The organism is Paenibacillus sp. J2L1-98, from assembly GCF_056269405.1.
The window spans coordinates 82,701-107,759 of the sequence record NZ_JBWDNW010000001.1 but is presented as its reverse complement, the minus strand read 5'-3'; the positions used below and the strand labels follow the sequence as shown (position 1 = coordinate 107,759).

Annotated in this window: 22 protein-coding genes; 18 read left to right on the top strand and 4 right to left on the bottom strand. The window is 48.0% G+C overall.

All coding sequences use genetic code 11. The annotated features are described in order from the left end of the window. Positions 1-27: 27 nt before the first annotated feature. From AC0YNZ_RS00520 to cysI, 10 genes are all read left to right on the top strand, one after another. Positions 28-324: a DUF1294 domain-containing protein gene (locus tag AC0YNZ_RS00520; RefSeq protein ID WP_475824808.1), complete on the top strand. Its 297-nt coding sequence runs from the start codon at positions 28-30 to the stop codon at positions 322-324. 81 nt (positions 325-405) lie between these two features. Then, positions 406-2,487, top strand: coding sequence for a HelD family protein (locus AC0YNZ_RS00515; RefSeq protein ID WP_475824807.1), 2,082 nt, complete (start codon positions 406-408; stop codon positions 2,485-2,487). 176 nt (positions 2,488-2,663) lie between these two features. Further along, complete coding sequence (locus AC0YNZ_RS00510; protein WP_475824806.1) at positions 2,664-3,518, top strand: EcsC family protein; 855 nt, start codon at positions 2,664-2,666, stop codon at positions 3,516-3,518. Further along, positions 3,515-4,609 (top strand): nitric oxide synthase oxygenase, encoded by a 1,095-nt coding sequence (locus AC0YNZ_RS00505; RefSeq protein WP_475824805.1) that lies wholly within the window; start codon positions 3,515-3,517, stop codon positions 4,607-4,609. The genes AC0YNZ_RS00510 and AC0YNZ_RS00505 overlap by 4 nt, the downstream gene beginning before the upstream one ends. 277 nt (positions 4,610-4,886) lie before the next feature. Next, complete coding sequence (locus AC0YNZ_RS00500; protein WP_475824804.1) at positions 4,887-6,035, top strand: DUF3900 domain-containing protein; 1,149 nt, start codon at positions 4,887-4,889, stop codon at positions 6,033-6,035. 47 nt (positions 6,036-6,082) lie between these two features. Next, positions 6,083-6,442 carry a Lin0512 family protein gene (locus AC0YNZ_RS00495; RefSeq protein ID WP_475824803.1) on the top strand — a complete coding sequence of 120 codons (360 nt, stop codon included), beginning with the start codon at positions 6,083-6,085 and terminating at the stop codon, positions 6,440-6,442. A gap of 31 nt (positions 6,443-6,473) precedes the next feature. Beyond that, positions 6,474-7,787 carry a hemolysin family protein gene (locus tag AC0YNZ_RS00490; protein WP_475824802.1) on the top strand — a complete coding sequence of 438 codons (1,314 nt, stop codon included), beginning with the start codon at positions 6,474-6,476 and terminating at the stop codon, positions 7,785-7,787. Positions 7,788-7,838: 51 nt separating this feature from the next. Then, entirely contained in the window at positions 7,839-8,627 is a 789-nt protein-coding gene (locus AC0YNZ_RS00485) for an undecaprenyl-diphosphate phosphatase (RefSeq protein WP_110769460.1), read from the top strand. A gap of 270 nt (positions 8,628-8,897) precedes the next feature. After that, the gene (locus AC0YNZ_RS00480; protein WP_475824801.1) at positions 8,898-10,748 is read left to right on the top strand and encodes an assimilatory sulfite reductase (NADPH) flavoprotein subunit; all 1,851 of its coding nucleotides are present in this window, start codon (positions 8,898-8,900) and stop codon (positions 10,746-10,748) included. 57 nt (positions 10,749-10,805) lie between these two features. Further along, a complete protein-coding gene (cysI, locus tag AC0YNZ_RS00475) occupies positions 10,806-12,527 on the top strand; it encodes an assimilatory sulfite reductase (NADPH) hemoprotein subunit (protein WP_475824800.1) in 1,722 nt (573 codons plus the stop codon). A gap of 77 nt (positions 12,528-12,604) precedes the next feature. On the opposite strand, the gene AC0YNZ_RS00470 is transcribed toward cysI, so the two are convergent. Next, positions 12,605-12,898 carry a DUF3817 domain-containing protein gene (locus tag AC0YNZ_RS00470; RefSeq protein ID WP_475824799.1) on the bottom strand — a complete coding sequence of 98 codons (294 nt, stop codon included), beginning with the start codon at positions 12,896-12,898 and terminating at the stop codon, positions 12,605-12,607. Positions 12,899-13,201: 303 nt separating this feature from the next. Between AC0YNZ_RS00470 and AC0YNZ_RS00465 the strand changes: the two genes are divergently transcribed. Then, positions 13,202-13,783, top strand: a complete 582-nt coding sequence (locus AC0YNZ_RS00465; protein ID WP_475824798.1) for a hypothetical protein — start codon at positions 13,202-13,204, stop codon at positions 13,781-13,783. On the opposite strand, the gene AC0YNZ_RS00460 is transcribed toward AC0YNZ_RS00465, so the two are convergent. Then, on the bottom strand, positions 13,767-15,179 hold the full coding sequence (locus tag AC0YNZ_RS00460) for a hypothetical protein (protein WP_475824797.1): 1,413 nt from the start codon (positions 15,177-15,179) through the stop codon (positions 13,767-13,769). The two genes, AC0YNZ_RS00465 and AC0YNZ_RS00460, sit on opposite strands and share 17 nt — an antisense overlap. A gap of 121 nt (positions 15,180-15,300) precedes the next feature. Here AC0YNZ_RS00460 and AC0YNZ_RS00455 point away from each other — a divergent pair, with 121 nt between their 5' ends. Then, positions 15,301-15,741 carry a DUF6376 family protein gene (locus AC0YNZ_RS00455; protein WP_475824796.1) on the top strand — a complete coding sequence of 147 codons (441 nt, stop codon included), beginning with the start codon at positions 15,301-15,303 and terminating at the stop codon, positions 15,739-15,741. Positions 15,742-15,767: 26 nt separating this feature from the next. Further along, a complete protein-coding gene (locus AC0YNZ_RS00450; protein ID WP_475824795.1) occupies positions 15,768-16,043 on the top strand; it encodes a hypothetical protein in 276 nt (91 codons plus the stop codon). Between the two features lie 86 nt (positions 16,044-16,129). On the opposite strand, the gene AC0YNZ_RS00445 is transcribed toward AC0YNZ_RS00450, so the two are convergent. Together AC0YNZ_RS00445 and AC0YNZ_RS00440 are read right to left on the bottom strand one after the other, a co-directional pair. Next, the gene (locus AC0YNZ_RS00445; RefSeq protein ID WP_475824794.1) at positions 16,130-17,581 is read right to left on the bottom strand and encodes a SulP family inorganic anion transporter; all 1,452 of its coding nucleotides are present in this window, start codon (positions 17,579-17,581) and stop codon (positions 16,130-16,132) included. Between the two features lie 279 nt (positions 17,582-17,860). After that, a complete protein-coding gene (locus tag AC0YNZ_RS00440; RefSeq protein WP_475824793.1) occupies positions 17,861-18,478 on the bottom strand; it encodes a DedA family protein in 618 nt (205 codons plus the stop codon). A 554-nt stretch (positions 18,479-19,032) separates the two neighbouring features. On the opposite strand from AC0YNZ_RS00440, the gene AC0YNZ_RS00435 reads away from it, so the two are divergent. From AC0YNZ_RS00435 to AC0YNZ_RS00415, 5 genes are all read left to right on the top strand, one after another. Then, entirely contained in the window at positions 19,033-20,436 is a 1,404-nt protein-coding gene (locus AC0YNZ_RS00435) for an MDR family MFS transporter (RefSeq protein WP_475824792.1), read from the top strand. Positions 20,437-20,453: 17 nt separating this feature from the next. Next, positions 20,454-21,395 carry a serine hydrolase domain-containing protein gene (locus tag AC0YNZ_RS00430; RefSeq protein WP_475824791.1) on the top strand — a complete coding sequence of 314 codons (942 nt, stop codon included), beginning with the start codon at positions 20,454-20,456 and terminating at the stop codon, positions 21,393-21,395. A gap of 620 nt (positions 21,396-22,015) precedes the next feature. Then, positions 22,016-23,341 carry a 5'-deoxyadenosine deaminase gene (locus AC0YNZ_RS00425; protein WP_475824790.1) on the top strand — a complete coding sequence of 442 codons (1,326 nt, stop codon included), beginning with the start codon at positions 22,016-22,018 and terminating at the stop codon, positions 23,339-23,341. 65 nt (positions 23,342-23,406) lie between these two features. Next, positions 23,407-24,510: an XdhC family protein gene (locus AC0YNZ_RS00420; protein WP_475824789.1), complete on the top strand. Its 1,104-nt coding sequence runs from the start codon at positions 23,407-23,409 to the stop codon at positions 24,508-24,510. Continuing rightward, positions 24,422-25,051: a nucleotidyltransferase family protein gene (locus tag AC0YNZ_RS00415; RefSeq protein ID WP_475824788.1), complete on the top strand. Its 630-nt coding sequence runs from the start codon at positions 24,422-24,424 to the stop codon at positions 25,049-25,051. The genes AC0YNZ_RS00420 and AC0YNZ_RS00415 overlap by 89 nt, the downstream gene beginning before the upstream one ends. Positions 25,052-25,059: the final 8 nt, after the last annotated feature.

The following is a 25,059-nucleotide window of genomic DNA, read 5'->3' as shown; positions in this document are numbered from 1 at the left end:
AGTCCCCATTTGGAGAGGAAGTGTTCTATGCATATGGCCTATTATGTTTTGATAATCTATTTACTTGTGATTAACAGCTACACATTCGCATTAATGGGCTTGGACAAAATGAGAGCCAAAAAAAAGCGCCGGCGCGTACCGGAAAAACATCTGTTTCTGCTTAGCGCGATTGGCGGTGCGTGCGGCACTTGGCTCGCAATGAAAACTTGGCGCCATAAGACAATGCACCGCACCTTCACAGTAGGCATTCCCTTTCTGTTCGGACTTAATCTATTGCTCATTATTGGAGCTGTCTGGCTCATTGGCGTGACCGTAAACTCATGATTGCTTTGAGAAGCCGTCCTATGGTATATTGGGGCTTCTCTTTTTTTTATTCAGCACACCAAAACTTAGGAGGTAACTGACATGACAGTTCAAAGTGCCTATCAAGAAGAGCAAGAACGGTTAACGGAATCGCTCCGTGACATTATGACTCAGCTGCAAGCCATCGGTCCGCGCTACAAAGGCGACGATTTCACGGAGCAAATGCTCGATTTGCAGCAAGAGGAACGGAGACTAAGACTTGAAATCTCGAAGCGCGAGCCTTATTTTGGCCGGATTGACTTTCAAGAGCTGCCGGCGGGCGAGCAGAAGCCATTATATATCGGTAAAGCGGGTGTTGCAAAGCAGGGCAGCAATGAGCTGCTTGTGATCGATTGGCGCGCGCCGGCAGCAAGCGTATTCTATTCTTTCACGGGAGGCGAAGCGCCTGCCTCCTTCGAATCGCCTGACGGGGAAATCGAAGGCTACGTTCATTTGAAACGGAATTTCATGATTCGTCAGGGAGAACTTATCCGTTTGGTCGACAGCTATGTGCGCGGCCAGGAGGAGGGCTCGGTCACTGACGAATTTCTTTTATATCGCCTCGGCGAGAATAAGGATAATAAGCTGCGCGATATCGTCTCGACGATTCAAGGCGAGCAGGACCGGATTATACGTGCGGATCGCAACAAAGCCTTGTTTATTCAAGGAGTAGCAGGGAGCGGTAAAACAACCGTAGCGCTCCATCGTCTTGCCTTCCTGCTCTATCAATACGCCGATCGGATGCGGGCGGAGCGCATGATTATTTTCGCCCCGAACCGCATGTTTCTCGACTACATATCCGGCGTACTGCCGGAGCTTGGCGTGGGCGATATCCAGCAGACGACGTTCAGCGATTGGACTCTCGAGCTGCTTGAGAATACGATTGCCGTCAGCGATCCTTCCGATTCGATGGCCTATTGGTTCGAGGAGCGCCGGACAGCTGAAGAGATCGAGCATGCATCGGGCCGCTTTAAAGGGAATCTTGCCTTTAAAGCGATCGTCGATGAACGAATTGCCGACTTCGAGCAGCGGATCGTGCCGACGACGCCTTTTGTGCCAATCGATGGGCTCGTACTGTCGCAGGAGCAAATGCGTGAATGGTATGACACCGACTATGGCGAAGAAACGCTCATGAAGAAACGGGACAGATTGGTCAGCCGTATTCGCCGCTGGTTCGAGTCCGAGCTGAAGATGAAAGGCATCGCCGATAAGAAGGTTCGGGCGAAGGCACTTACCAAGTTTAATAGCTATACCAAAAAAATCCCGGCCTATACGTCCGTTCAGCTCTATGCGTCATTGTTCAGCGGGAAGCAGCTCGCTTCCGGCATTCCTAAGCGGGTGGCAGCAGCTACTGCTGAGCGGATGAAAAAAGGGACGGCAGCCGCTGAGGATTTGGCGCCGCTTGCCTATATTCAGCTCCAGCTGTTCGGCTTGCCGAAGCAGGCCTTCGATCATATCGTAATTGACGAAGCGCAGGATTATTCTCCATTCCAACTTGAAGTGCTGCGCCTCTGTCAAAGAACAGCATCGATGACCGTGCTTGGCGATTTGCAGCAAGGGATACACGCTTATGCGGGGGTGCAAAGCTGGACGGAGCTTACGGCTTTGTTCGATGAAGAGCAGATTGACTTCTATGAGCTTAATCGCAGCTACCGCTCGACGATGGAAATTATCGAATTCGCGAACAAAATATTAGGAAGCATGACAGGCGGCGTCAAGCCTGCTGTCCCGGTCTTCCGCAGCGGCGATGCCGTACTTGCGGAACCTGTTGCGAGCGAGAAATGGCTTGCCGCAATCGAATCATCCGTTCGTGAATGGCAAGCGAAGGACGAATATGAAACGATATCCGTCATTGGACGTACCGCTCATGAATGCGAAGCAATACACCGGCACTTGCTTGATAGAGGAATGGAAGCATCGCTGGTGCAAAGCAAGCAGCCTGCTTATGGAGGCGGCTTATCGGTCGTCCCTGTTTATTTATCAAAGGGACTGGAGTTCGATGCGGTTTTGGTTGCAGATGCGGGCGATGGAGCGTACACGCCTCTTGACGCCAAGCTGCTGTATGTCGGCTGTACGCGTGCCCTGCACAAGCTAAAGCTGTTTTACCGCGGAAATCTTACATCGCTGCTGACAGGTGAAGCCTAATATTGTTTATATATTTTTTTCTCCTGGACCGCCGCGGTTACCGCGGCGGTCATTGCTGCGTTTCCGCTTGGATGGCATGGACTGCTGCTGTATACGGGCAGCAAAATGGGTCAATAACGTGAACATCGAATCCGAATGCTGAACTCAAGCGTAATAGATGCGAAAGAAGGAGAGTGATGCAAGTGGTGCAGCCTGTCATCGATACGCAAGAACATCTGCAAGCAGCCTTGCGCGAGATTGAAGCGTGGGAGCGTGAACAGAAGGATTTATGGTTCTGGGAGAAGCTTGGACGCTTGCCTTTCATGCTGCTGGATAAAATAACGCCGAAGTTTGTGCAAGAGAAGCTTGGACAAGCCGTTGACGAGATTGGCAGCTATATTCAAAATGGCGGCAAGTATCTCATCTCGGAGCGCTCGATCATCGAGCGCGTGCAGCGGAATGCGGATCCGGAGAGTGTGAACGAACTGCTGGATAAGGAAGAGGCTTCAATAGAGCAGGTGGCAGAAATGCCGCTGGCGGTTATGAATTTAAGCGCTGAGCAGCTTGCAGCAAGCCGCAAGACGGTGGCTACGCTGCAGGGCGCGACAACGGGCATCGGCGGGATATTCACCTTAGCGGTTGATATACCGGCTGTTCTCGGCTTATCGTTAAAGATCATACAGGAGATTGCGATCTGCTATGGCTTTGATCCGAAGAGCAAGGAGGAACGCATATTTACCGTTAAGGTCATGCAGTTCGCCTCGTCGGATATTATAGGGAAGAAAGCGATTTTGGAGGAGCTCAGCGCATACGACAAAGCGGGCCGCGGCAATCAAATGATGTCACAGCTGCAGGGCTGGCGCGAGGTCGTAGCCGTATATCGGGACAATTTTGGCTGGAAGAAGCTGTTTCAAATGATTCCGGTAGCAGGCATGCTGTTCGGTGCAATCATTAATCGCGGCATGCTGAACGATGTGGCGGAGGCGGCTGCGATGTTATATCGAAAGCGCAGAGTATTATTGAAGCTGGCGGAAATTGAGGCGGGATCATGATAACGGCGATCACGAGAAAAAGGATTGCCGGGCAAGCGGCTGCTTTTTTAGGCGAAGCTTATTTTGAACTCGGGAAGAGCGAAGAGGAAGCAAAGCGCAGAATCGATGAGGTCCTGCAGCAAATCGAGGTGACTGGTTACTATACACATACGTATGAAGAGCTGAAGCATGGCGCGCAAATGGCATGGCGTAACAATAACCGCTGCATAGGCCGTTTATTTTGGCAATTGCTTGAGGTATTCGATGCGCGCGATGTGAAGGGTGAGCTTGACGCCGCTAAGCGCATTTTCCGGCATATGAGCTATGCAACGAATAACGGACGCATCCGGCCGGCGATTACGATCTTTCCCGCTAATCATTCGAATAACCGCATCCGAATATGGAACCATCAGCTCGTTCGTTATGCCGGCTATCGCAAGGATGATAGGATTGTTGGAGATTCGGCATCGCTAGCCTTCACAGAAGTATGCGAGAAGCTGGGCTGGAAGGGCGAGGGCACGCGATTCGACGTACTGCCCCTCGTCATTCAGAAGGGCGGGCAAGCGCCGAATTGGTATCCATTGCCTAAGGAAACCGTACTTGAAGTCGCTATAACGCATCCTGAAAATAAAGAGTTCGAGCAGTTAGAGCTGCAATGGTATGGCGTGCCGTTTGTATCCGATATGGAGCTAGAGATCGGCGGCATTGCCTATGCGGCGGCTCCATTTAACGGCTGGTATATGGGAACAGAAATAGGTGCGCGGAACCTGTCAGATTCTGAACGCTATAATCAATTGCCTAACGTCGCGAAGCTGTTCCATCTCGATATGACGACAAATACATCACTTTGGAAGGATCGCGCCTTAACAGAATTAAATATCGCTGTGCTTCATTCCTTCAAGAAGCACGGCGTCAGTATTGTCGATCATCATACTGCCGCTGAGCAGTTCCTCCGCTTTGAGAAGCAAGAGCAGGATCAGGGCAGGACGGTGACCGGTCGCTGGTCATGGCTCATTCCGCCGCTGTCTCCTGCTACGACAGGCATTTGGCATCGCAGCTTTGACGACACGGAACGCACGCCAGCATACCGTTATCAGGCCGCACCCTATTAAGCTTATAATAACAACTTGCAGCAGCAGCCCGCCTCGAATCAGTCTGACCGGAGGTTATTTGGCTGCTTTTTGCTTTCCCACTCCTTCACGTATTCCTCCAGTATTTCAGTGCATGCGGCCCGCTGCAAATTAGATATCCAGTCCCGTTTCGACATATTGCCCCTCTATTGTCGTTCACCGCTGTATTCCGTGCGAGGTTCTCTCGTCTGATGTCGCAAAGAGTCGGGATATGCTATTCTAAGGTGATGACATTCACTAACTTGGAGGAAATATAATCGTGGATTTTAATATGCAATATTTATCCTTTTTCGTAATTCATACCGATGGAGAGGAGAGTGCCGCCTCATCAGGCAAACGGTTTAAGCATTATCAGACACTTGAAGAGGATACATATGAGGATAGCGAAATTCAAAAGTTTTTGGATGACGAGTTTAAGCGGATCGTCAAAAGAAAGGTAGAGCGAAATCCGAATTCCGCAAGCGCTCCAACGAAAATCGGACGTTTTATGGTCGAGCCCGGCTATGAGCTGGGAAGCAATCAAAACTACAATTTATTTCAAAGGCTTCGCGAGGCAGATTCGAAGGATCGCTTTATCGGAATCGCGGATGAGCTCGTTCGGATCTACATGGATACGAGCGCAGTACGTGGCGGAGCATTTATTATTGCACTCTCCAAGCTGAATACCTATTTCGACGAGCCATTTTTGTTTTTGCTGAAATGTGATTTTGAACCGAAGATTGCCCGCGTTTCCGATGAACGAAGTTTGGTCTCGCAAGTCGAGATGGCGATTAGCGCGCGCAGCATCAAGTCGATTCAGTACCCGCATATGCCGGAGGAAGGGATGCTCGAGCATTGGGAGCTTAAGATCCATCAAGCGTCTCATGCCCGATATTTCGAGGATTTTTTGAAATATGTGTCCTATGAGAAGCCTCTGCCCGAGGTGATGGGTGAGCAGGTTGTCGAAATGGTGCATCAATATATCGCCGACAAATGGCAGGAGGATGAGAGCACCGAGCGCCGAGAGGAAGAAAATGCGGTTGAGGTATGGGCTGCGAGCGAAAAACGCGATCTGCAGGAGTGGTGGACGCCGGAGCAGGTAGAGGTTGCGGCGGCGGCTTTAGTTGAGCAGAAGCCGGATTTGGCATTTTCGTTTAAGCTCGGAGACGTAACCGTGAAAGGACTGCTCGCCGACTTCGGCGACGCTATTCATTTCGCCAAGCATAACGGCCGTTACGTTGTCGTGATCGAAGGCGACGCTTTTCAATTCGAAAAAGGCATGTCGCCGGTTGAGCTTGTACAGCCGCTTGATTTGGTTGATGTCATGCCTCGTATTGGAAGCAGGAAGCCTCCTGAGGATGCTGATTCCGAATACAGTTACACACCGGCAGGCGAGGACCCAAGTCATAATGATGATGTACCTTGGTAACCAATCACGCATGTATTGAATTCAACAATAAGGGAGAGGATATTTAAGTGGACAACTTATTTTTTATAGAAATAGGCATGGGATGCGATCTGCACGGTCAAAATATTACGAAGGCATCGGTGCGTGCGGTACAAAACGCCATACACCACAATTCGATGCCGGGACTGCGGTCAGTGCTGCCAGGCGGGACGCTGGATAACATGAAGGTGCGGGTAAGGCTTGCGCTTCCTTGTGATCATGAGCTTCTTGATATTGAGCAGGTGAAGGCGGTGCTGCCATACGGTCAAGTGACTGTAGAGATAATGGAAGGCGGCATGCTCACGACAAGCGGTGTAGTTCTTCCGGATAAAGATGACAAGAACGATTTGATCTATATCGTTAATGCTTCGGTTGAGGTAGGCTACTAAAAGCATCTCCATTGCAAAAAGGGAGACAGATATGGTTTTAAAGCTCGTACTATTCGCGTTATTGCTTGTATTTACCGCTTTTTTCGTTGCAACGGAATTCTCCATTATTCGAATTCGCGCAAGCCGCGTCAATCAGATGGTAGCGGAGGGCATGAAAAACGCCAGAGCCGTTGAACAAGTGACGAGCAAGCTGGACGGTTATTTATCCGCTTGCCAGCTCGGGATAACCATAACCGCGCTTGGCCTCGGCTGGCTTGGTGAGCCGACGATTGAACTCATTTTGCATCCGATATTCGACCGGCTTCATTTGGAAGGCGATATTAGCACTGTGCTATCCTTCGTCATCTCTTTTCTCATAGTGACGTATTTGCATGTCGTGCTTGGCGAACTCGCACCAAAAACGCTGGCCATTATCAAAGCGGAGGAAGTCAGTCAATGGACAGCTCCGATTATAATCGTATTTTATAAGGTGATGTATCCGTTCATATGGCTGCTAAACGGCTCCGCGAACGGTCTAGTGCGTCTTCTAGGGTTTAAGCCGGCTAGCGAGCATGAGGCGCATTCAGAGGAAGAGATTCGCATTATATTGTCGGAGAGCTATGAGAGCGGAAAAATCAACAAAAGCGAATACGGCTATGTGAACCGGATTTTTGCCTTCGATGAACGGCTTGCGCGCGAAATTATGGTGCCGAGAACGGACATGATCTGCTTATTTGTGGAGCATTCACGCGATGAGAACTTGGCGGTTATCAAGAAAGAGCAGTATACGCGGTTTCCCGTTGCCAAGGGAAGCAAGGACAACATTATCGGGATTCTTAACACGAAGCAATTTTTTCTGCGCTATGACACAGACCGTAATGCCGACATCACGATGCTTCTTCAGAGCGTCATGTCGGTGCCTGAGGTTATGCCGATCAATAAGCTGCTTCGAAAGATGCAGCAGGAGCGCGTACACATTGCGATACTGCTCGACGAGTACGGCGGTACGGCGGGTCTAATAACGATAGAGGACATTATCGAGGAGATCGTCGGGGAAATTCGTGATGAGTTCGATGCGGATGAAGTAAAGGAAATCGAACTCATTGAGCAGCAGCGTTATTTGGTCAATGGCAAAGCTTTAATTAGCGACTGGAACGAAGCTGCCGGCACTGACCTCGAGAGCAATGAGGTCGATTCGATAGGGGGATGGCTCTTTAACCAGAAGCCGGATTTGCCGGTTGGAGAACCGTGGACGTTTGGCAAAATGACGTTCATCATCCGCGAACGCGACGATAATCGGATACGAAAAATTGAAATTCAAACCGATTTGCTGGAAAATGAAATAGGTACCTACGGACATGCATAGGCTTGTACGAAGTAAGCGTTCAATCGTTATTTTGTGAGGGGGAATCGGGCGTTGGGAGATTTAATTAATGCCATTATTATGGGCATTGTAGAAGGGCTGACCGAGTTTTTGCCCGTGTCGTCAACCGGCCATTTAATTTTGACGGCGGAGCTGCTGAATTTCACCGGAGACCGCGCGAAAACCTTTGAGGTGGTCATTCAGTTCGGAGCAGTGCTGGCTGTGCTGGTTCTATACCGGAAGCGATTTGCAAAGCTGCTTAATTTCAAGATTGGAAAAGGATCCGGATTAAACGCCTTACATATATTGCTCGCAATGGCTCCTGCCGGCGTCTTCGCTGTACTGCTGCATTCTTTGATCAAAGATTACTTGTTTAGACCGCAGACCGTGCTCATCGGCCTGATCGCCGGGGGGATTCTGATGATTATCGCCGACCGGGTGAAGAAGAAGCCTGCTGCCGAGGAGCTCGACGACATCTCGTATAAGCAAGCCTTTGCAATAGGCTGTTTCCAGGTGCTCTCACTCTGGCCGGGCTTCTCAAGATCAGGCTCGACGATATCCGGTGGCATGCTGTTTGGCACAAGCCAGAAGGCGGCGGCGGAATTTACATTTATCGTATCCGTACCGATCATGGCCGGAGCGAGCGGGATTGACCTTCTCAAGAGCCGGGAATTTCTCACGCTGGCTGATCTGCCATTATTCCTGATCGGCCTCATTGCAGCCTTCATCGTCGGGATGATTGCTGTCGTCACCTTCATAAACATGATGAAAAAAATTAAGCTTTCCTGGTTTGCTTATTACCGGTTTGCGCTTGCCGCACTTTTTTATTTTATTATCTTATAAGTCAAAATTACGGGTTATCCAGCTATCATTTTTTTATATCCAAACGATCATTTTTTCTAATAAAATTGCAAAAATCAGGGCTATATGCCCTGATTTCTTTATTTTGCAGTAGGTTTAATTGCTTTTACATAAAAATGGTTGATTTTGCGTGACAAATCAGCGTTGAACGTTTTGTCTGATTATGTTAGGTTATGTAGTGATGAATTACAATTTTTTTATCTGACTTTTAAAATAAAAAGTTGATTTTATGTTTATGAGAGGTGGATATTGTTGCAACTTCAGGTAACGAACAGTCCTTTTAGTCAAGAGCAAGTCGAGCTTCTTAATCGCCTTCTGCCATCCCTAACCGAGTCGCAGCAAATATGGCTTACAGGCTATTTGTTCGCTCGTCAGACATCAACGGCAGTTGCGGGTCTGCAAGCTATCACCGAGCCTGCCGGCGCAGCGGAGATTATCTCCATAGCTAATCAGCCTGTGGTATCCCGCGAGGTTACTGTCCTATTTGGTTCCCAAACCGGCAATAGTCAGAGGATCGCTACAAGCGTATCGCGCAAGCTGGAAGAGCAAGGGTTTCAAGTGACGCTCTCCGCCATGAACAAATTTAAGCCGAATGGCTTAAAGAAGGTTGAAAATCTTCTTTTGGTTGTCAGCACTCACGGCGAAGGAGAGCCGCCGGATAATGCACGGGCTTTCTATGAATTCATCTACAGTAAGAGAGCGCCTCAATTAGACGGTCTGCATTTCTCCGTGCTTGCACTGGGAGATACCTCTTACGAGTTTTTCTGCCAAACGGGCAAAGATTTCGACAAGCGTCTTGAGGAACTTGGCGGTCAGCGCCTAAGTCCGCGCGTCGATTGCGACCTTGATTATGATGAACTTGTTGCCGGCTGGTCTGGTCAGGTTTTAAACGCTTTAAACGAACGCTTGAATGCTTCATCGGGTGCGGCAGTTGCGGCCAGCGCAACGAACAGCGGTACAGCGACAGAGGAATCGGCTTATTCGCGAACCAATCCTTTTAAGGCCGAGGTGCTTGCGAATCTGAACTTGAACGGTCGCGGTTCAGATCGGGAAACCCGCCATTTGGAGCTGTCCCTTGAAGGCTCCAATTTGCAATACGAACCAGGCGATAGTCTTGGAATTTACCCGGAAAATCATCCTGATCTTGTAGATGCGGTTATTAAGGAAATGAACTGGAATCCTGAAGAGATCGTTCCCATCAACAAAAACGGCGATCAGGGCTCTTTGCGCGAAGCGCTTCTAAAGCATTATGAAATAACTGCATTGACGAAGCCGTTGCTTACACAAGCAGCTGAGCTTACTGCAAATACCGCTTTGCAGGAACTATTAGCGCCAGGACAAGAGCAGGAGCTTAAGAACTATGTGAATGGCCGGGATCTTCTCGACTTGGTTCAAGACTTCTCGCCTTGGCAAGCAACGCCAAGCAGCTTTGTAGCCATTTTGAGAAAACTGCCTGCACGCCTGTATTCGATTGCGAGCAGTTTCAAAGCAAATAATGATGAAGTTCACCTGACGATCAGAGCTGTTCGCTATGAAGCTCATGGACGCGACCGCTACGGCGTTTGCTCGATTCATTGCGCAGAGCGGGTGCAGCCGGGTGACAGCTTGCCTATCTATATCCAGCAAAATCCTAACTTCAAGCTTCCTGCAAATCCGGATACACCGATCATCATGGTTGGACCGGGTACGGGAGTCGCTCCGTTTAGAGCATTCCTTGAGGAGAGAGAGGAACTTGGGGCAGAAGGAAAATCATGGCTATTCTATGGCGATCGTCACTTCGTTACAGATTTCTTGTATCAAACCGATTGGCAGAGAATGCTTAAGGACGGCGTGCTGACGAAACTGGATGTTGCGTTCTCACGCGATACGGAAGAAAAAGTGTATGTACAGCATCGTCTACTGGAGAGAAGCCGCGAGCTATACGAATGGCTGCAGGAAGGCGCTTATGTTTATATTTGCGGCGATGAGAAGCACATGGCGCATGATGTGCATGCGGCGCTGATTACCGTTATCCAGCAGGAAGGCGGCAAGAGCCCAGAAGAAGCCGCAGCTTATTTGGACGATTTGCAGCAGCAGCAGCGTTACCAGCGCGACGTATATTAAGAAACAATTGTACAGCAGCAAGAGTAAGCGAAAGATTGCGAGAGGAGACAGCAACAAATGGCGAAAGAGCAATTGGTTAAACCTATCGGTGGGCCGCCAAGCGAGGTTGAGCATATTAAGATCGAGAGCAACTACCTGCGCGGCGCGCTAGTCGATACCTTGAGAAATCCGATTACTGGCGGCTTGCCGGAGGATGACAATCGGCTGATGAAATTTCATGGGAGTTATATGCAGGATGACAGAGATTTGCGCAACGAGCGCGAACGTCAAAAGCTGGAGCCTGCTTACCAGTTCATGATTCGGGTGGTGCTGCCAAGCGGTGTAGCGAGCTCGGAGCAATGGCTGGCTATGGATAGTCTGGCGCATAAGTACGGCAATGGAACGCTTCGTTTGACGACTCGTCAAACGTTCCAGCTCCATGGTATTTTAAAGTGGAATTTGAAGCCGACCATTCAAAAAATCAATGAAGGGCTGATGACTACATTGGCGGCATGCGGCGACGTAAACCGTAATGTAATGTGCAGTCCTAATCCTTTCCAATCCGAAGCTCATGAAGAGGTAAGCTACTGGGCACGTCAGGTCAATGATCATCTGGCTCCGCGTACACCGGCTTATCACGAAATTTGGCTGGATGGCGAGAAAGTGGTTGACGGCAAGCAGGACGGAGAAGTTGAACCTATTTATGGACCCGTTTATTTGCCGCGTAAGTTCAAAATCGGTTTTGCGATCCCACCTCATAACGATGTAGATGTTTTCTCGCAGGATATCGGATACATTGCGGTTGTGGAAGAGGGCAAGCTGAAAGGCTTTAATATTTCAGTTGGCGGCGGTATGGGCATGACGCATGGCGATTCAGCTACTTATCCGCAGCTTGGCAAAGTGATCGGCTTCTGCCCGCCAGAGCGCATTGTCGATTTGGCTGAGAAGACCGTTATGATCCAGCGCGATTACGGCAATCGTTCTATCCGTAAAAATGCGCGGTTTAAGTATACGATTGACCGTCACGGCATTGAGTGGTTCAAAACCGAGCTTCAAAACAGAATGGGATATCAGCTTGAAGCAGTTCGCCCGTATCAGTTTGAAAACAACGGTGACCGCTATGGCTGGTTGAAGGGCAGCAACGGCAAATGGAATTTGACGTTGTATATTCAAAGCGGCCGTATTGAAGACACGGAAAGCCTGCCTCTGATGACCGGACTTCGGGAAATCGCTAAAGTTCATACTGGGGACTTCCGGATTACGCCGAATCAGAATCTAATCATCGGTAATGTAACCAGTCAGAAGAAACGCAAAATTACCGAATTGGCTGAGCAGTACGGACTTACTGATGGGGCTCATCTTTCTGCTCTACGCAGAAGCTCTATATCCTGCGTATCTTTGCCGACTTGCGGACTCGCAATGGCAGAAGCAGAGCGTTACCTGCCAACTTTGATCGACAAGCTGGAGCCGATTATTAATGAAGCGGGTCTTCGCGATCAAGAGATTAACATCCGTATGACCGGTTGCCCTAACGGCTGCGCTAGACCGGCACTCGGTGAAATCTCGTTTATTGGTAAGGCAGTCGGCAAATATAACATGTACATGGGTGCAGGTTTTGCCGGAGAAAGATTGAATAAGCTGTATCGTGAAAATATCGATGAAACAGAAATTTTGGATACGCTCAAGCCGATTATTCACCAGTATGCGAAAGAACGGCAGACAGGTGAGCATTTCGGAGATTTCGTTATCCGTGCAGGTTATGTTAAAGCAGTTCATGACGGACAGGAATTTCATAACTAATTAGCTGTAACAAGGTATGCACAAAAAGACCAGGGCGGAACGCCCTGGTCTTTTGTCTGTTTCAAAGAGTATGATGCTTAGGCTCGATCACGAAGCAGCTTCTTATCGAGAACAAAGGTGCCGAAAGGGAGGAAGGCTGCAATAAAGGCGGCTGCTACTTTAAAGATTGACCACCGATGAGCAATCCATACATGAAGAACGGCAAGCATATAAAGAACGAATAATAGCCCGTGCAGTCCGCCTACAAAAGTTACAGCCTGCGGGATACCGGCCCAATATTTGAGTGGCATCGCGATTAACAGCAGCACAAGAAAGGATATTCCTTCATAGAATCCGACGAGACGCAGCCGGCCTATTGCGGATTTAAACATTTAATTACCTCCATCTGAAATGAAATCGGGTGCGGCTCTAGGCCTGACCACAATAGTTCTACGAATTCAGCGACCGCTTGTTCCAATATTTTTTCAACATCTAGGGTTAGCATAGGCTGAGTAGTCGAAGAGTGTAAAGAAACGCTAACTGACTAGCCAATGAAGGGCTGATTCTGCAGCAGCTCATGCTGTTGTAGAATCAGCCCTTCATGTGTTTCCATCGTTGCAACATTTTCCCATATGACTCCGTCTTAACTTCAAGGTCTATTTGTCTATTATAGAGAAAAGGTCGGGGAACGATTTATGATAAACAATAAGCGTTGGATTAGTATTTGGTTGGCAGCGATCGTATTTACCGGAAGTTTGCTCTTCTTCCCGAGGGAAGCAGTGGCATGCTCTTGCGCAGAATCAGGTACGGTTCAAGAAAACAAAAGCAGAAGCGACGCCGTATTTGAAGGAACTGCTACCTCCGTAAAGTCGTCCTCCTTATCTTTGTTTGGCGCGCCTGTAAAGGCAGTGAAAGCAAACTTTCAAGTAAACGAAGTATGGAAAGGGCATGTAGCGCCATCCATCGAGGTGGTGACGAATGGAAGCGGCGCTTCCTGCGGTTATGAATTTCATGTAGGTGAGCGTTATTTGGTCTATGCGGCTGCAACGGGAAATTCGCTTGAAGTCAGCTTATGCAGTGGAACGATTCTAACGAGCGAAGCGAATGAGCAAATGGCATTGCTGGGCAGCGGTTCGTTGCCGCCTCAGTCCGGATTAGCCTATAAGCAGAAAAGCGACTTTACGCGCAGTCTCTATTTACCAATAGGAGCAGTTGCCGCTATCGTACTTGCATTTTTTCTTTACAGGAAGCATAATCAGTCTAAATCAAAAACATAGCGACAATGGTCGTAACGACAAGGCCAATAAGCACAGGCTTCAAATTGCGGCGCGCGAGCTCGAACGGATCTACTCCGCAAATGGCTGCTGCAGGAATAAGCGCCCAAGGAATAATCGTACCGCCGCCAACCCATATGGCGGCAACTTGCCCAAGGGCAGTTAATGTGGCAATACCTGATCCGATCGCATGGCCAAACAGCTGGGCGATAGAACCTGCCAGTGAAATGCCGGAGAAGCCTGATCCATCAAGACCGGTAACTGCCCCAACAATCGTTAAAGTGATTGAGCCAACGACACCATTTACCGGAACGACATGCGCCAGCGCGATGCCTAGATCGTTGACGATTCCATGTGACGCTTCGGGCAGTTTTTCACCGAACATCGCCAGGAATCCGGAGTCGCCCAAATAGAAGAAAGCCGCAATCGGAATGACGGGACCAAAAACTTTGAAGCCAAACAAGAAGCCTTCAATCAAATAGCTGGTCGTTTTCTCAAAGCCCTTTCCTTTGTGCGTCAGCATCGTAATAAGAAGCATAATGAGAATTGCAGTTCCGCCGATGAGTGCAGTTGCATCTCCGCCTTGAAGATTAAGCACGAACATGGCAACGACATCGAGCGCAAATAGAACAGGAATGATCGCGGCAAGCAGACGCTTCGTTCTTAAAGATAATAAATAGCGATCGGCAAATGCGAACGGGTTTGTATCCTGTGCCGTATCTTTCGTTGTTACGATAAGTCCGTCACGCCAAGTGCCTAATTTCTGATCGCGGCGCATCATCCAGTAGGCGACGACTGTCGTTACCGCGCCCATTACGATGACTAGCGGAATGCTGGCCTGCATGACTGAGCTGACAGGTATTCCAGCGGCATCCGCTGTTAACTTAGGCGCACCTTGAATGATATAATCACCCGACAAGGCGATGCCGTGCCCGAAGAGGTTCATGGCAACTGCTGCTCCAAGTGCCGGCAGACCAACCCTGATCGCAACCGGAAGCAGCACGGCTCCGATAAGGGCTACCGCTGGAGAGGGCCAGAAAAACCACGATGTTACCATCATGATTAATCCGATTCCCCAGAAGGCGAGCGCAGGCGTTCGCAGAAAACGGGTGAATGGAGAAATCATAATTTCGTTTATTCCGGTTCGGATGAGTATACGGCTCATAGCGACGATGATAGAAATGATTAATATAGTTCCCAGCAATTCTTTTATTGCATAAATAAAGCTGTTAAAAATACCGCTTACAGAACCGCTTGCCGAAGTGGTTGCAAGTATGCCGATTCCTAAAATCCCCGCAATACAGATAAGCGTAGTATCGCGGCGCATCAGCATAAATCCAATGATGGCGATTATAAAGCCTAAATAAACCCAGTGAAGCGCCGATAATTGAATTTCCATCCCGATCATCTCCTTGTGACATACACGAAACCAGCAAGAGCTGATAACGTATTGTAATGTATGCGTAAAAACAGATAGGCGTTCGTCACGGTAACGTGATGAGAAAACGAGGAGGGATTGGATGATTAAACGTAGCGTAACGGCATTGTTGCTCTCTGTAATGCTTCTAACAGCCGGCTGTGGTATTATTGAAGAAGCAGGCCAAACTTTAAATTTTGCAACGGAAACGACGGATTACTTACAATCGTTAACAGACTTCGGACAAGATATGAATGGACTTGCGGAGCAGGCGGTAACAGACTTGGATGCTAGAACCGATTTAAAGGAAAGGCTTCTCGCGCTTAAAGAGCAGGTAATCAATTATGAAGGTCTTCAAGTGCCGGACTACGCCAAGGATCTTCACCAATCCATTACCGAATACAACGCAACGCTTCAAAAGGGACTCGATCAAGCTCTCACTAATTTAGAGCAGGGAAGAGCTATGTTCGATTCAACGGGTATTCCGGATACAATCAGCAAAATTAACGAGCTGTTAAACCAAATTAATCAGCTCGCGCCGTGACGACCGAATAGGAAGGAAGAGCATAAGTGATTAACATCAATGTACTAGAAGCTTCAATGACACATTCGAAGGAAGACGGGTACGTAGGCAAGGTTCATTTTGGAGTAGAAGGGCATGTCAATGAGTACGAAATAGCCTTACATAGCAAGAAGGGAAAAGAGTGGGGCTATGGATTGTTTTTCTTGCATGAATCAGGCAAGGAAGAAGAATTGCTGGCGTTGGAGGATTTATTGGAAGAGGATGACGAGTTGTTCGACTTCCTCGTCGATACTGCAAAGGAAAAGCTCGTAAAACCAGAATAGATATTTAACAGAAAAGCTCAAGCTGCAGCACCTTATCGGTGAAGCGGCTTGAGCTTTACTTGTTACCAGAGTACAGCCGTTCCGGCTTAATGCCCACTAGAAGAGGTCAAACCTAAATTCCGGATAATTACCTGGCTCTCTTCATTAAGTCCAACAAAGGATACTTGCTTATTTAATTGCTCGTATTTGCTCTTTACTTTCGCAATTGCAGTTACAGCGGATTGATCCCAAATATGAGAGCTGCTGAAGTCAATAGTTACACGGTCCGGATCATTTTGATAATCGAACTGGGAAACGAAGCGGCTGGTCGTTCCGAAAAACAGCTGGCCGGATACGCTGTAAATGCGAACCTCTGATTTACCCGCAGCGGCGGATACACGTATTTTAGCCATCTTTCCAACGAATACAAACGCGCTTAATACGACGCCGGCAAAAACACCTTTGGATAGATCATGAGTAAAAAGAACAACGATAACGGTAATGATCATAATTAGCGCATCCGTGCGCGGAACTTTATGAATTTGGAAAACGGACTTCCAATCGAATGTGCTGAAGGAGACCATAATCATTACGCCGACCAAAGCAGCCATTGGAATTTTATTAACGACATCGCTTAAGGCCATAATAAGAAAGAGCAGAAATGATCCCGCTACTAAGGTTGACAGCCTTGAACGGCCGCCGGATTTGACGTTTATGACCGATTGTCCGATCAATGCGCAGCCAGCCATACCGCCGAAGAAACCGTTCACGATGTTCGCAATCCCTTGTCCCCGCACCTCTTTATTTTTGTTGCTCGCCGTATCAGTCATTTCATCGAGAACCGAAGCGGTTAACAGCGACTCCAGAATGCCGACTATTGAAAGCGAGAACGAGTAAGGCAAAATGATCCAAAGCGTTTTTAGCGAGAAGAGCACCTCCGGGATGTGAAACAGGGGCAATGTGCTCTCGATAATGCCTCTATCGCCAACTGTTTTGAGATCAGCTCCGATGGCTACGGCAATGATGGAAACGATAATAATCGCAGCTAATGGTGATGGAACGGCCTTCGTAAATTTAGGAAGCGTATAGATGATTACTAACGTTAAAGCAACAAGAGCGTACATGATCCAGGATGCTCCGACAAAATGAACAAGCTGAGTAGTAAAGATTAGAATGCCGAGCGCGTTGACAAAGCCAAGCATGACGGAATGCGGAACAAATTGTATGAGCTGTCCCAGCCTCAGAACACCCATTAAATATTGGATTACGCCTGCCAAAATCGTAGCTGCAAACATATATTCGATGCCATGGTCTTTAACGAGAGAGACCATTATCAATGCCATCGCCCCCGTTGCAGCCGAGATCATGCCGGGTCTGCCGCCAACGATGGAAATAATGACAGCGATGCAGAAGGAGGCGTACAGCCCAACCATCGGACCGACTCCAACCATTAACGAGAACGAGATCGATTCGGGAATGAGGGCTAGAGCAACAGTTATGCCAGCTAATATGTCACCCCGCACATTAGAAAACCATGATTTTTTAAGTTTTTGAAGCACAGCAAAGAAACCTCCTGCATGTATGGTTTTGTAAATCGAAATGACTTCAAATGTTGAAAAATATACGATGACTTTCCACTCTCAGAAAAGTCGGGGCCGATGCACACTGAGCGTAATTATACATCAAATGACAAGCATGTATCTATTATCGATAACTTGTTTAAGCGTTTACATCTCGTGAATACCTGTGATCTCTTTCAATTGCTCTCTTTTCGATAAAAATGTTGCAAAATGAAAAGAACCACCGCATAAAGCGATGGTTCCTTATGAGGAGACTTTCTACATTGGGCGTTCAACATGATCCTTTTCGGTTCTTCCTTTTACATATCTGTAAACAATAAAGCCTACTAAGATAATCGCAAGCGCATAAATGATCCAAATACCGTATGTGTAGATGTGTTCAGAAAGTGATTGCACCTGATCCCCAACGATCGAACCGACAATGAAGTAAATGAGCGTCCATACGAAAGCAGACGGATATGCGAAAAGAATAAATCGTTTGTAAGGCATCCGATTCAATCCCATGACATAAGGCGTGACATGTCTTAGAAAAGGAAGGCAGAGGCTAAGACTGATCGCATAGCCTCCGTAGCGTTCGCTTAACTGCTCGGACTTGGCAACGAATTTGCTTATGTTCTTTTTGCTGCTAAACCAGTTGGACAGTTTGCTGCCTGCGAATCTTCCGATGCTATATCCAAATGTCATAGCCGAGCAAATGCCGAGGCATGTCATTATAAATGCTGGTATGGGCAATAAAACGCCGGATTCCGCTAATGCGCCGCCAGTCATTACGACGGCTTCATTTGGAATGGGCAATCCGATCAAGCCTAGGCATAAGACGAGAAATAAGGCGAAATAGCCGATCTCTTCTATTATATTCAATAATAACTCATACATTGAGCAGCATCCTTACTTTCCAAATTATAGAATTTCGATTAAATCACTTCAAATATGGTAACACATCCGAAACATAAAGGATACCATACATACGGATGACAAACGGGAAGGATTCAAAATTTAACCATTTCGTAACTAATTTTTTGGTACAAGCAGATACAATATGGGTAGGTTTTAAGCGTATGAAGGGGCGGCTAATTTCATGTTTGATTTCCAAAAAAAGATTGAAACATTAAGGAGTTACGAATCGCTATGTTTTACGTTATGCGTCACACTGATAACAGAAGAACAAGCGGCGTGCAAAACAGCTGAACAAGTTTTAATCCGGCTTTTTGGCGATCGTGCATTTTGGCAGGCGAATGAGATAGAAAGACCGCCTTATATTTTGCGAATATGTACACGCGAATGTTTAAAGTGGAAGCAGATCAATTTGATGCGAACGTCTTGACCTCGAATATAATTGTTGATATTTCACACTGACAGCGATCATAATAAAAAGGATAATCGTTATTATTAATTTATTTTCCTGCAAGGAATGGCCGGAAGGAGGAACAATGAACGCGAATCAGACCCGTAAAAAAGTAACAATCGCCCTGTTCGTCGCCACATTTCTCGCTGCAATCGAGGGGACGATCGTCAGCACGGCAATGCCCAGCATTACAGGGGAGCTTCATGGCATTCAACAGTATAGCTGGATTATTTCGTTATACTTGCTGGCAACAGTCATTACGACACCCGTATACGGCAAGTTGTCCGACCTTTATGGACGAAAAAAGATGTTCATTATCGGAGCATTGATTTTCCTCGCAGGCTCTATGCTGTCCGGTGTGTCACAAACGATGAATCAGCTCATTTGGTTTCGAGCGCTGCAAGGCTTGGGAGCGGGAGCGCTAACGACGATTCCTTATACGATCATCGGGGATTTATATCCGTTTGAGCAGCGCGCTAAGGTGCAGGGATGGATGTCAAGCATTTGGGGAATCGCAGGCATTTCAGGCCCATTGTTAGGCGGCCTGTTGGTTGATTACGTATCCTGGCGTGCCATATTTTACATGAACCTTCCGTTTGGCATTGTGGCCATCTATTTGCTGTCAACTTCGCTGCGTGAAGTTTTGGAGAAGAAAAAGAGGCATATTGATTACCCGGGCATCGTTACTTTTACAATCGCGATGTTCAGCTTCCTGTATGCGATGGCGCTCATCCGCGATGACGGGAGTGGACGCGGCACAGATTGGATGATCAGCTTGTTATTTGCGATTGCCGTTCTCTTTTTCATCGTGTTTGTTCGTGTTGAAAGACGTTCGCCTGAACCGATTATCCCATTCCAGTTATTTCGGAACCGGATAATCAGCATGGCGAATTTGAACAGCTTATTGTTATGCGTCATCAATGTCGTCGTCATTTTTTATTTGCCTCTGTGGATTCAGGGCGTATACGGCAAACCCGCTACTTTTTCAGGACTTGCCATGATACCGCTCTCGATCGCATGGCCGCTTGGCTCGATTTTGGCAGGGAATTGGATCTCCAAAAAAGGATTACGCTTCATCAGCGTAGCAGGTTCCTGCTTCTTGCTCGCTGGCAGCATCGGCTTTTCTTTCATGACAGCCGCAACACCAATTGCCTTATTCGTCGTTTATACGTTTATGTCGGGGCTCTCGTTCGGCTTATCTCTGACTTCATTAACGGTTGCGGTTACTTCGGCAGTTGGATGGGAGCTTCGCGGCTCGGCTGTTGCCAGCAACAACTTCATCCGTACGTTAGGCCAGACCATTGGGATTACGGTATTCGGCATGCTGCTTCATACAGGTCAGGCTAATGCGATCGAGTCAACCGTGCTTGAAGGAAGCTTACATAACATTTTTGTTTGGGTAGCTGTATTATCGGTTTTTGTCGTGCTTGTTTCTATTGGTTTGCCTAAGCTTAAGCAGACTGAACTTCAGCAAGGAAACGCTTCATAGAAAGGTCGTTCAAGCAGATGAAACAATTGAATTTGGAAGCTTATCGCGAACTGCTGTCTGAATGGAAAATGAAGTCGGTTATCGTGCTTCGAGGCCAGCGGCTCCTTGATGAATGGTATGAGAGCGGGAAAGATTCGATCGGCCCGCTCTATTCCTGCACCAAAAGCATTTTATCCGCATTGATCGGTATCTCCATCGATAAAGGCTTTATAACGAGCGTGGAACAGCCGATAACGGATTACTTGGACCATCCAGCGGAAATCAGCGATGCGCTCGGTCAAATAACGATCAAGCATCTGCTAACGATGACACCTGGCTTTGATTGGCCTGATTTTGATAAGCCTTACAAAGCATTAAAGGCTGCGGAGGAGCCGGTCAGATTCGTACTCGAGCAGCCGTTGATTTCCGATCCGGGAACGGCCTTTGCTTATAATTCGGGAGGCTCGCACTTATTGTCGGCGATTCTGACGAAAGCGACTGGCCTGTCGGCGCTCTCGTTCGCCAAGGATTATTTATTTGGTCCGCTCGGATTTCAAAGCGCCCGCTGGATGGAGCGGGCGGGCATCAATGAAGGTGGTGCAGGGCTCTATTTGTATGGCAGGGATCTTGCAAGGATAGGCAGCCTTTTTGTGCAAAAGGGGCAATTCGAACAGAAACAGCTAATATCCTCCTCATGGGTGGAGCATTCGACGAAGCTGCATCACCGCGGATTGCTGCATTATGAGCCGCCGATTTATGGGGGGTATGGCTACCATTGGTGGAATTCGCCTGAAAGCCACAACGGTCAATGCGACTGTTATTTCGCTTTTGGCCATGGCGGTCAGTATTTGCTCGTGGCACCCAGACATGAGCTCGTCATCGTTATCCGGAAGAAAGTGACAAAGCGGAATGATGCCATATGGTCGCGGAGACTAATATTCGAGCATATTATTCCTGCATGCTTAGATAGAAACCGTTGATTTTTTATACCTGAAATAAAGAGGCGTCGGCTAAAGGCCGATGTCTTTTTTTTGTTGTAATTAATGTAAGATGTAAATGTAAGATGTAAATGTAAGATGAGAGCGGGAATTTGATGAAGAACATATAAATATTTAGTGGAATGTATTGCCTATCGTTTCAATCTGCTTTATGATGTTAGATAAACTTACACATTGAAAGCGAATGGTAGATCATATTTTCTTTTAGTTTGGCAAGCGATCCTTATCATTTGCGGCTGCGCTGCTCCATACTATAGTTTAGTTGAAAAGATGCCGATTGATGCTGATGGAATGATGAAGCTTGGATTTACACATGTTTAGCTGCGGGTATTATAGTCAGATAATTCTGTTAATTAATCCAAATTGCAGCTTAATAGCATGAAAATCGTCTCATGCGATGAAATTCCTGTTCAAACGGATGCATTGGACTGGAATACAGATACAATCGGAATGCAATTGATGAATTAGTGGGTTGCTGAATAACAATTGTGAATATGCTAATGTGAAGCTGCTTTCGCTTTTAAGGTTTATACAGTAAGATCTGCAGCATTTGTACGCAGCGGCCGCTAATTAAGCTGGATCGGCACGAGGAGGAGCAACATATGTCAACGATACTTATCCGGAACGCCGTGGTGATGACAATGAATAATCAAGACCATATTTTCACGGGCGATGTATTAATAGATGGCAATCGGATTTCGCAAATGGGAGAACGGCTGGAAACGCAAACGGCAGATCGTATTATTGAGGCGGGGGGAAAGGTGCTGCTGCCCGGATTCGTGCAAACGCACATCCATCTTTGTCAAACGCTATTTCGGGGAAGGGCCGATGACTTATCGCTGATTGAATGGTTAAAAGAGAAAATTTGGCCGCTCGAAGCGGCGCACAGCGAGGACTCGGTATACTACTCTGCCATGCTTGGGATCGGTGAATTGATAAGAAGCGGTACGACGACGATTTTAGATATGGAAACGGTGCATCATACACAATCCGCATTTCAAGCGATTAAGGAAAGCGGTATTCGAGCTCTTTCGGGTAAAGTGATGATGGACCACGGCACGGAGGTGCCGGTTGCCTTGCAGGAGAATACCCGGAAATCGCTTCAGGACAGTGTGGATTTATTGGAAAAATGGCATGGTGCCGAGAATGGAAGGATTCAATACGCTTTTTGTCCGCGCTTTGTTGTTTCCTGTACGGAAGAACTGCTTGTTGGCGTGCGTGATCTATCTGCTGAGTATGGCGTAATGGTGCATACGCATGCATCGGAAAATTTAGGCGAGATCGCGATGGTGGAAGCGGAACGCGGCATGAGAAATGTCGTGTATTTAGATCACATCGGGTTGGCAAAGCCGAATTTGATTTTGGCTCATAGCATTTGGCTCGATGACGAGGAGAAACAAATCATCCGGGATAGAGGCGTCAAGGTTACGCATTGTCCGGGATCCAATATGAAGCTTGCTTCGGGCATAGCGGAGATTCCGCTCCTGCTGGAGCAAGGCATTGATATCGGCATTGGTGCAGATGGAGCGCCTTGCAACAACAACCTGGATATGTTTCAGGAGATGCGATTGACTGCCTATATGCAAAAGGTCAAGCATGGTCCGACGATTATGAACGCGAAAACGGTGCTTCGGATGGCGACGATGGGCGGAGCCAAGGTGCTTGGCTTAGAGGATAAGATCGGAAGCATCGAGATAGGCAAGCTTGCTGATTTGCAGCTTCTGGACTTGGAAGACTTTCATGTGTATCCGTCATTCGATGCCGACTGGTATTCGAGAGTCGTCTATGCGGCTACAAGAGGCGATGTTGATACGGTCCTTATCGATGGGCAAATCGTGATGGAGAGCAAGCTCGTGAGAACGGTCGATAAGAAGGTTGTCTTAAAGGAAGCGGATCGCTCTTTACGGAAATTGATAGAAAGACTGTAGCATTTGGAATTCGTTCAACCGTAAAGTAACCCTTTCGAGTGCTGATGCTTAGGGAGGAATAGCGAATGGATATGTATGATGTACTGGCAGCGGTAATGGCTGACGATCAACGCGGCGTACTGGCAACAATTGTTTGTGTAGAGGGCCATTCTTACCGTAAGACGGGGGCAGCGATGCTGTTCAAGCAGAGCGGCGAGCAAATTGGAACGGTTAGTCCGGGCTGCCTGGAGCATGATCTGCTGGAGAGAGCGGCGAGCATCGCGCATTCGGGTCAGTTTGAATTTATAGATTATAATTTGAATCCCGATGAGGATGTGATTTGGGGTGAGGCTGTCGGCTGCGGCGGGGAAATGCGCGTGCTGCTTGAGCCGATCGATGGACGGTTGCGAACGATTCTGATTGAGGCGAAGGAGAGGACCGATGCGGGTGTGCCGGTCAGGCTGATCCGAAGCTGGAATGAAAAGGAGATCAGCTATACTCTCGTTGATGACGCAGATACTGGACAAACGCTGGAAATTTCAGATGCGAAAGACGTGGTCTCCAATCACATGTCGTTCCTTATCAGTCCTAGACCTCGGCTTGTCATATTCGGTGTCGGCAAGGATGCAGAGGCAATCTATTCGCTGGTCAAGCAAATTGGATTTCATGTTGTGGTAGCGGATTGGCGGCCGTCGCTATGCACGAATGAGCGGTTCCCGGATGCGGAGTGCGTCATTGGTTCGCCTGAGCAAATTGCTGAGCAGCTTCAATTCCGCTCGGATGATTATTTGATCGTGTGCAGTCACAATCTGCATCAGGATAAGGATATGCTGCGGCTTGCACTGCCGCTTCAGCTTGTATATATCGGCATTATGGGCTCGAAGAAACGGATTCGCATGCTGTTTGAGACGTTTCTCATCCCATCGAATGTAAGGGCGCCGATCGGACTTTCTGTTGGCGCGGACGGCCCTTATGAAATAGCGGTGAGCATTGCGGCTGAGCTTATTGCTATACGCGCAGGCCGCAAATCGCGTCCGCGGAGGGAGAGGGGAAGAGATGCTTATTTCAGCCCTTTATATGGCAGCTGGCCAGAGCAAACGCATGGGAGTGCGCAAGCAGTCGCTCGAGCTGGTGAAGGGCAGGCCGCTCGCAAGCGTGGGACTGCATGCTCTTTTGTCCAGCCCACTTAAAAATGTGATCGCCGTCGTTCATCCGGAGGATCCGATCGAATGGTTTTCTCTAGAAGGAGGGGCAGCAGGTCAAGCTGCTCCTTCTGATGTTAAAGCTGTCCGTTTTGTTGCATGCACGGAAGCTGCACAAGGGATGTCTTATTCGATTCGATGCGGCTTTAAGGCGCTCATAACCGATGAACCCGCTCTTGATGCCATTGTGGTTGCTCTCGCAGACCAGCCATTTATTACATCCGAAATGATAGCGGAGCTTATTTTTTATTGGAGTAAGCGGCCGGAGCTGGATTTCGTTGCTACTGCGGCGCATGATGAGGATGGCCAATCAATCGTTCTAATGCCTCCTGCCATTTTGTCACGTTCAATGTTCTCTTCAGTGATGCTGCTAGAGGGGGACGCGGGTGCCAGGAAATTGTTTCAATCGCCGGATTTTAAAGGCTGCGGTTTAGTGGCTGCGGATCGGACAAGCCTGCTCGATATTGATACGCCTGCTGATATGGAACTGGCGAAAAAACATTATTCGGCCTTTTTCAAATCGGGATAGATGTAGAT

Bases quoted from the DNA above. Each gene is read 5' to 3' on its own strand.
- AC0YNZ_RS00520 (WP_475824808.1), top strand. From the start codon at position 28: ATGCATATGGCCTATTATGTTTTGATAATCTATTTACTTGTGATTAAC.
- AC0YNZ_RS00460 (WP_475824797.1), bottom strand. From the start codon at position 15,179: ATGGAAATTCAATTATCGGCGCTTCACTGGGTTTATTTAGGCTTTATA.
- AC0YNZ_RS00430 (WP_475824791.1), top strand. From the start codon at position 20,454: ATGAAACAATTGAATTTGGAAGCTTATCGCGAACTGCTGTCTGAATGG.
- AC0YNZ_RS00425 (WP_475824790.1), top strand. From the start codon at position 22,016: ATGTCAACGATACTTATCCGGAACGCCGTGGTGATGACAATGAATAAT.
- AC0YNZ_RS00470 (WP_475824799.1), bottom strand. From the start codon at position 12,898: ATGTTTAAATCCGCAATAGGCCGGCTGCGTCTCGTCGGATTCTATGAA.
- AC0YNZ_RS00465 (WP_475824798.1), top strand. From the start codon at position 13,202: ATGATAAACAATAAGCGTTGGATTAGTATTTGGTTGGCAGCGATCGTA.
- AC0YNZ_RS00415 (WP_475824788.1), top strand. From the start codon at position 24,422: ATGGGAGTGCGCAAGCAGTCGCTCGAGCTGGTGAAGGGCAGGCCGCTC.
- AC0YNZ_RS00455 (WP_475824796.1), top strand. From the start codon at position 15,301: ATGATTAAACGTAGCGTAACGGCATTGTTGCTCTCTGTAATGCTTCTA.
- AC0YNZ_RS00515 (WP_475824807.1), top strand. From the start codon at position 406: ATGACAGTTCAAAGTGCCTATCAAGAAGAGCAAGAACGGTTAACGGAA.
- AC0YNZ_RS00440 (WP_475824793.1), bottom strand. From the start codon at position 18,478: ATGTATGAGTTATTATTGAATATAATAGAAGAGATCGGCTATTTCGCC.
- AC0YNZ_RS00510 (WP_475824806.1), top strand. From the start codon at position 2,664: ATGCAAGTGGTGCAGCCTGTCATCGATACGCAAGAACATCTGCAAGCA.
- AC0YNZ_RS00435 (WP_475824792.1), top strand. From the start codon at position 19,033: ATGAACGCGAATCAGACCCGTAAAAAAGTAACAATCGCCCTGTTCGTC.
- AC0YNZ_RS00505 (WP_475824805.1), top strand. From the start codon at position 3,515: ATGATAACGGCGATCACGAGAAAAAGGATTGCCGGGCAAGCGGCTGCT.
- AC0YNZ_RS00420 (WP_475824789.1), top strand. From the start codon at position 23,407: ATGGATATGTATGATGTACTGGCAGCGGTAATGGCTGACGATCAACGC.
- AC0YNZ_RS00490 (WP_475824802.1), top strand. From the start codon at position 6,474: ATGGTTTTAAAGCTCGTACTATTCGCGTTATTGCTTGTATTTACCGCT.
- cysI (WP_475824800.1), top strand. From the start codon at position 10,806: ATGGCGAAAGAGCAATTGGTTAAACCTATCGGTGGGCCGCCAAGCGAG.